The organism is Anaerocolumna aminovalerica, from assembly GCF_900115365.1.
Classification (GTDB): domain Bacteria; phylum Bacillota; class Clostridia; order Lachnospirales; family Lachnospiraceae; genus Anaerocolumna; species Anaerocolumna aminovalerica.
On the sequence record NZ_FOWD01000013.1, the window covers coordinates 102,797 to 109,442 of the forward strand.

A 6,646-nucleotide genomic window follows, 5' to 3' on the forward strand; every position below is an offset into this window, starting at 1 on the left:
CAATACATGATAGTATAAAAACATATCCTAGTCAAGATGCTTTTTTAGTGTCTTGTAAACAGCGCTTATACAAAAACCAATTTAATTTAAATATTTTTTTAATGTTTTTCTTACCGCGCCTTTTCCTGAGATTAATTCAGCAAATAATCCTTCCACTTTTTCACCTAAGCCTACCTGATATAAATTTACACCAAAGATTCTTTCATCAGCTAAAAGATCTGCTAATATCTCATGAACATTATTGTTATCACCTAATTTAATATTAGCGAATTTTGGTGTTAATGTAGTTAGCATTGGGTCAGGGCTTAATTCAAATGCATTGCCTTCATCATTGATTCCTGTCAGATAACGGCACCATCCAGCTAAAACAAGAGGTATATAAGTTAACGCCTGAGGATCTAATTCAGGATCTGCTTCATAAGCTTTGATTGTTTCACCAAAACGAATACTTAATTTTTGTGAAGTATCTGTTGCAATTCTTTGAGGGGTATCCGGCATAAATGGATTTGGTATACGAACACGGATAACTTCATCAATGAAATCTTTTGGTTTAATGATACCAGGATCTACAACTACAGGAAGTCCTTCTACATATCCTACTTTTTCAACCAATTTAACCAGTTCTGCATCCTTCATTTCATCAGATATTTTTGTATAATTTAATAGGCATCCATATACAGCTAAAGCAGTATGTAGTGGATTCAGACAAGTACATACCTTCATCTTCTCAACTTTATCAACAGTTTCTTTATCTGTATAAATAATTCCTCCTTGATCTAAAGGAAGACGTCCATTCATAAATTTATCTTCAATAACTAAATATTGTGGTTCTTCCGCATTTACAAATGAAGCAACATAAGTATTCTTAGATGTTACAACGGAATCAGTATCTTCAAATCCAACGGATTTTAACATTTCAATAACAGAATCTGCCGGTCTTGGAGTAATTTTATCGATCATGGACCAAGGATAAGAAATATTTTCTGTAACGTAAGTTAAAAACTCCGGTTCCACTATTTTATTTTCAACCCAAGTCTTAGCAAATGTTGTAACAGCGGCCTCTAACTTGGTTCCGTTATGAGAGCAATTATCCATACTTACTAATGTTACTGGAAGCTTGCCATTAGAGAATCTTTCATAGCATAAAGCTGCTAATTTACCGATATAGCTTGTGGCTTCAGAAGGCTTCTGAGTGAAATCTTTAGCAACATCCGGCAATAATTCTTGTCTTCCGTTAACCAGACTGTATCCCTTTTCCGTAATAGTAAAGGATACCATTTTAAGACTAGGATTTCTAAAAACTTCACAGAGACGTGACCAGTCCTTTGAATTATTTGTATCAACGCAATGGGATTCTGCTATACTTGCAATTACTTTCTTTTCTAATTTGCCATCAGGTTTTAATGTTACTAATACACTTAGATCATCAAACTTCTTATAGCTTTTTTCTATAATTTCGTAGTCGTAACCTTCCGCTACTACGATACCTGTTTTCATTATGCCTTTATTTAAAAGTTCCTGACATACTGCAGCCGGAAAAGCGCGGAATATATTACCTGCACCGAAATGAACCCATTCCGGATTCTTCTTTGTTTCTTCAATCATTTGTTCACGGTCAAATGCAGGAAGTTCAAATCCGGCATCTTCCCAAATCTTTTTATTTTTTAACTCTTCTTGATTCAGTTTCATATTAGGCTCCTATCTCACATATTTTGTGCATGATATTTGCAATCCGCATGTCCTATTATAAGTACATGCGGATTACTAATTCCTATCATTCGTTTTTGCGAATTGATTGATATATGTTAATTAAGGGCAAAATGGGTATTTATTGACCTTTAATTACCTAAATTATTTATTTTTATCAGCTTTCTCAATTGCTTCAGCTAAACCGTTAAGATAAGTTGCACCTAAAGCACGGTCGTATAAACCATAACCTGGCATGGCTACTTCTCCCCAGATTGCACGTCCATGATCCGGTCTGACCGGACCGTTAAAGCCTGTTTCATATAAAGCTTTCATGATTTCATACATATCTAAGGAACCATCGCTGGATAAATGAGCTGCTTCATCAAATTTACCAGGTCCTAGATATATAACATTTCTAACATGTGCAAAATGAATTCTGCCTGCTGTGGAATGAATAATATCAATAATATCATTCTTTGGATTAGAGCCATAAGAACCTGTACATAATGTAATACCATTGAAGTCAGCATCTACTGTATTTAATAATTTTAACACATTTTCTTTGTTGTTAATGATTCTCGGCAGATTAAATACCGGCCAAGCAGGATCATCCGGATGAATTGCCATCTTAATATCATATTTCTCACAAACCGGACGAATTTTATTTAAGAAATACACAAGATTATCAAATAGCTTATTCTCATCTACATCTTTATATTTTTCAAATAATTCTTTTACATGAGCAAGTCTTTCTGGCTCCCAGCCTGGCATAACAAATCCATTACTATTAGAATCCAATTCTTTAAACATAGTCTCCGGATCAATTTTATCAATTAACTCCTGATCATAAGATAAAACAGTTGAACCATCCGGTCTTACTTTTGCCAAATCAGATCTTGTCCAATCAAATACAGGCATGAAATTGTAACATACCATATGAATATCAGCTTTACCTAAATTCTCTAAAGTTGTAATGTAATTTTCAATATATTGTTCTCTATCCGGTGTACCGATCTTAATAGAGTCATGTATGTTTACACTTTCAATACCGGCTACTTTAAGTCCTGCTGCTTCTACTTCTTCCTTCATTTTAAGTATTTCATCCATAGGCCAGGTTTCACCGGCTAATCTATCGTATAAAGTAGTGATCACTCCTGTAACTCCGGGTATTTGTCTGATTTGTTCTAATGTCACAGAATCATGTTTTTTACCAAACCAGCGTAATGTCATTTCCATAACTTGTATCCTCCTAATGTCTTTCCATCGTTTATATTTATTAATTTAATTTAAAACTACAATTTGATATTAAAATATCTTTCAGCATTATTGAAACAAATATCTTCTACGATCTTTCCTACTAATTCCAAATCATCAGGATATTCACCGTTCTCTATAAGTCCGGCTAATTTATTACATAGAATTCTTCTAAAGTATTCATGACGTGGGAATGATAGAAAACTTCTGGAATCTGTTAACATACCAATGAACTTTGAAATTAAACCTAACTGGCTTAAAGCTTCCATCTGGTTCTCCATACCTGATTTTTGATCTAAGAACCACCATCCGGAACCAAATTGCATCTTTCCGGCTTGTGAACCATCCTGGAAATTACCGATCATAGTTGCCAATAGTTCATTGTCTCTTGGATTTAAATTATATAATACTGTCTTAGGCAGTTTTCCCTGATAGTCTAAGGCATTCAAGAAAGCGCTTAAGTCTTTGGCAAAGTTACTGTCATTAATGGAATCAAATCCAACGTCTGGACCTAATTTTTCAAACATACGGGTAGAATTATTTCTTATAGCGCCGATGTGAATCTGCATTACCCAGCCTAAATCATGATAAGCCTTTCCTAATTGGGTTAAAATATAACCTTCATATTTACTAATTTCATCCTCTGTAATTGTTTCCTGATTCAGACCCTTTTTAAATATTATGTCTGCTTCTTCGTCGGTACATGGAGAGAATCTAAATACATCTATACCGTGGTCACTTACTTTAGATCCAATTTCATCAAAATAATGTAACCTTTCAATTAAAGCTTTTACAAGATGGGAAACAGATGTTAATTCATAACCGACTACTTGTCCCAAATCTTTAACATAAGAAGCAAAAGCAGGTTTATAAACTCGAATTGCGTTATCCGGTCTAAATGAAGGCAGCACTTTTACCTCAAAATCATCTTTTAATTTTTTGTGATATTCCAAGGAATCTTTTGGATCATCTGTAGTACATAATACTTTAACGTTCATTTTACGTAATAAATTACGTACACTGAATTCCGGTGTGCTTAATTTTGCATTACACTGTTCCCATATGCTTTCACATGTTTTGGGAGACAAGATTTCTTTAATTCCAAAATATCTTTGTAATTCTAAATGAGTCCAATGAAATAATGGATTTCCTATTAAATATGGAACTACTTCTGCCCATTTCTTAAACTTTTCGTATTCCGGCTGTTCACCTGTAATATACCCTTCATCGATTCCGAAAGTTCGCATAGCACGCCATTTGTAATGATCACCACCCAGCCATACCTGGGTAATATTATCAAATTTAATATCTTCGTAAATTTCTTTAGCTGATAAATGATTATGGAAATCATATATTGGCATTTTTTCTGCATAGTCATGGTATAATTTTTGTGCAGTCTTAGTTTGTAATAGAAAATCTTCATTCATGAATTTACTCATAATGATACCTGCCTTTCTGGAAATCCTCTTTACTGCAGAAACAATATAAAATATCTCATATTATTCCTTACTTTTATGTAAAATAAAATATATTATAATTTTATTTCTTGTATCTCTTGTATACTAGTATGTTAAGAATATATTACCTGTATTTTCGTATAATGTCAATATACTTTATTATGAATTTTCAACAGACTTTTTATGCAAAATGTACATATATGCATTTTTTAGATTCTTTTTTTACTTATAGATGCCCTTTTATACCGGACATAGAATCTGCCCCTATCACCAAGACAGGGGCAGAATACAGAATAGTTTATTATTTATGAATTTACTTCCTGTTTATTACAAATTTCTCATTAGTAAATTTTATTCTTACTTTAAGATAATTTAACAATTGTTAATGCAGAAACTATACTTCCCGGAGCAAGCACAGGGAAACTAATCGTAGCAAATGAATTATTAGATATAGTTATTGTTCCAGGCAAATTAGCTTCTGTAACTTCTACCAGAGCAGAGATTTCAACTTCATTAGAAGCTGCCAATGTTCCTACTGTTCCTCCCGGAACAGGAACTCCGTTCAAATTTATAGATACATTAGGAAGAACCCCTGCCACATAAGCAATAAAGTTTATAAGATATACTCCTGCATCTTCTAATACGGTTTGTGCTGCATTTGGTAAAAGAACTCTGTTTGGTACTATAGGCACATTTCCCGATGGGAATTCAAAATTGCCGCCGCCTGCAATGGTAATTCTTGGGTTTGTACTAAACCTATAAACAAAACTTGTTGAGGTTCCCGTACCCGGTGGTCCCTGTGGACCTGGCGGGCCTTGTGGACCCGTTGCTCCTGTGGCTCCCGGTGGACCTTGGGGACCCGTGGCTCCCGTGGCTCCCGGCGGACCTTGTGGACCCGTTGCTCCTGTGGCTCCCGGTGGACCTTGGGGACCCGTGGCTCCTGTGGCTCCCGGTGGACCTTGTTCTCCCTGTTCTCCTTGTTCTCCTGGGGGGCCAGGTGGTCCCTGTGGGCCAGGTGGGCCTTGGGGACCTGTTGCTCCCGTGGCTCCCGGCGGACCTTGTTCTCCTTGAGGACCTGCTGGGCCTTGGGGACCTGTTGCTCCTGTGGCTCCTGGCAGTCCTTGTTCTCCTTGGGGACCTGCCGGGCCCGGCGGACCTGTTGCTCCCGTGGCTCCCGTTGCTCCCTGAGGACCTTGTTCACCCTGTGGACCTGGAGGCCCCGGCGGACCTGGAGGACCTGCCGGTCCCGTCGCTCCGGTGGCTCCCGTTGCTCCCTGAGGACCTTGTTCTCCCTGTGGACCTGGAGGCCCCGGCGGACCTGGAGGACCTGCCGGCCCCGTTGCTCCGGTGGCTCCCGTTGCTCCTTGGGGGCCTTGTTCACCCTGTGGACCTACCGGGCCTATAGCACCTGGCGGGCCTTGGGGACCTGTTGCTCCGGTAGCTCCTGTAGCTCCCGGTGGACCTTGTTCTCCTTGGGGGCCTGCTGGGCCTGCCGGACCGGGTAAACCTGATGCCCCCGGAGGACCTGCCGGGCCCATAGGGCCTTGTGCCCCTGTTGCCCCGGGCGGACCTTGTTCTCCTTGGGGACCTGCCGGACCTATAGCACCTGGTGGCCCCTGAGGACCTGTGGCTCCTGTGGCCCCAGTTGCTCCCATCGGACCTTGTTCTCCTTGGGGGCCTGCCGGACCTGTTGCTCCGGGTGGCCCCTGAGGACCTGCCGGACCTCTTGGACCTACCGGACCCTGTGGGCCGGGTGGGCCTGGCGGGCCTGGAGGTCCTGGGCAGTCTGGCGTATCCGAATAGCATGGATCACATCCGGAATTATCCATTCTATTATGTCGACCTGAATTCCATGAATTATAGTTTTGTGCCTTTATAATTCCATCTTCATTATTTGCACTAACTTCTTTCCTAGAGTTAGAAGATTTGCTATTTGAAGAATAATTGCCAAAATTCATATACTACTCCTTATATAATATATTTAGGTTGATAAAGGTAACCTATAACCCTTTATTAACTGTATCATTATACAGAATGTTTCTGTATAATGTTTGTATTAGATAGAGTGACATCGATTTCTCCTTGAGGCATTTTTATGACCTCGTTATCGAAAGACTGATGCCTCTGTCTGATAAACAGTTTACGAATAAGTTGGATGTTGACCCTTTCAGGGTACTTCGTATATGCAATAAGGCGGTAACGTTTATCAGTTCAGAGGAAAACTATCTAAAATACTTTTTCAGGTG

The 6,646-nt window shown here is 38.9% G+C and carries 4 protein-coding genes; all 4 read right to left on the reverse strand.

The features are described from left to right. Positions 1-81: 81 nt before the first annotated feature. The 4 genes from BM183_RS09295 to BM183_RS09310 all read right to left on the reverse strand — a co-directional run bounded on the left by BM183_RS09295 (position 82) and on the right by BM183_RS09310 (position 6,358). Positions 82-1,689 (reverse strand): mannitol dehydrogenase family protein, encoded by a 1,608-nt coding sequence (locus tag BM183_RS09295; RefSeq protein WP_091686359.1) that lies wholly within the window; start codon positions 1,687-1,689, stop codon positions 82-84. Positions 1,690-1,851: 162 nt separating this feature from the next. Further along, complete coding sequence (gene uxuA / locus BM183_RS09300; RefSeq protein ID WP_091686363.1) at positions 1,852-2,925, reverse strand: mannonate dehydratase; 1,074 nt, start codon at positions 2,923-2,925, stop codon at positions 1,852-1,854. A 56-nt stretch (positions 2,926-2,981) separates the two neighbouring features. Continuing rightward, positions 2,982-4,382 carry a glucuronate isomerase gene (uxaC, locus tag BM183_RS09305; protein WP_091686366.1) on the reverse strand — a complete coding sequence of 467 codons (1,401 nt, stop codon included), beginning with the start codon at positions 4,380-4,382 and terminating at the stop codon, positions 2,982-2,984. Between the two features lie 380 nt (positions 4,383-4,762). Then, complete coding sequence (locus tag BM183_RS09310) at positions 4,763-6,358, reverse strand: hypothetical protein (protein ID WP_091686369.1); 1,596 nt, start codon at positions 6,356-6,358, stop codon at positions 4,763-4,765. Positions 6,359-6,646: the final 288 nt, after the last annotated feature.

Excerpts from the sequence above, each read along its gene's own strand:
- BM183_RS09310 (WP_091686369.1), bottom strand. The coding sequence starts at position 6,358 with ATGAATTTTGGCAATTATTCTTCAAATAGCAAATCTTCTAACTCTAGG.
- BM183_RS09295 (WP_091686359.1), bottom strand. The coding sequence starts at position 1,689 with ATGAAACTGAATCAAGAAGAGTTAAAAAATAAAAAGATTTGGGAAGAT.
- uxaC (WP_091686366.1), bottom strand. The coding sequence starts at position 4,382 with ATGAGTAAATTCATGAATGAAGATTTTCTATTACAAACTAAGACTGCA.
- uxuA (WP_091686363.1), bottom strand. The coding sequence starts at position 2,925 with ATGGAAATGACATTACGCTGGTTTGGTAAAAAACATGATTCTGTGACA.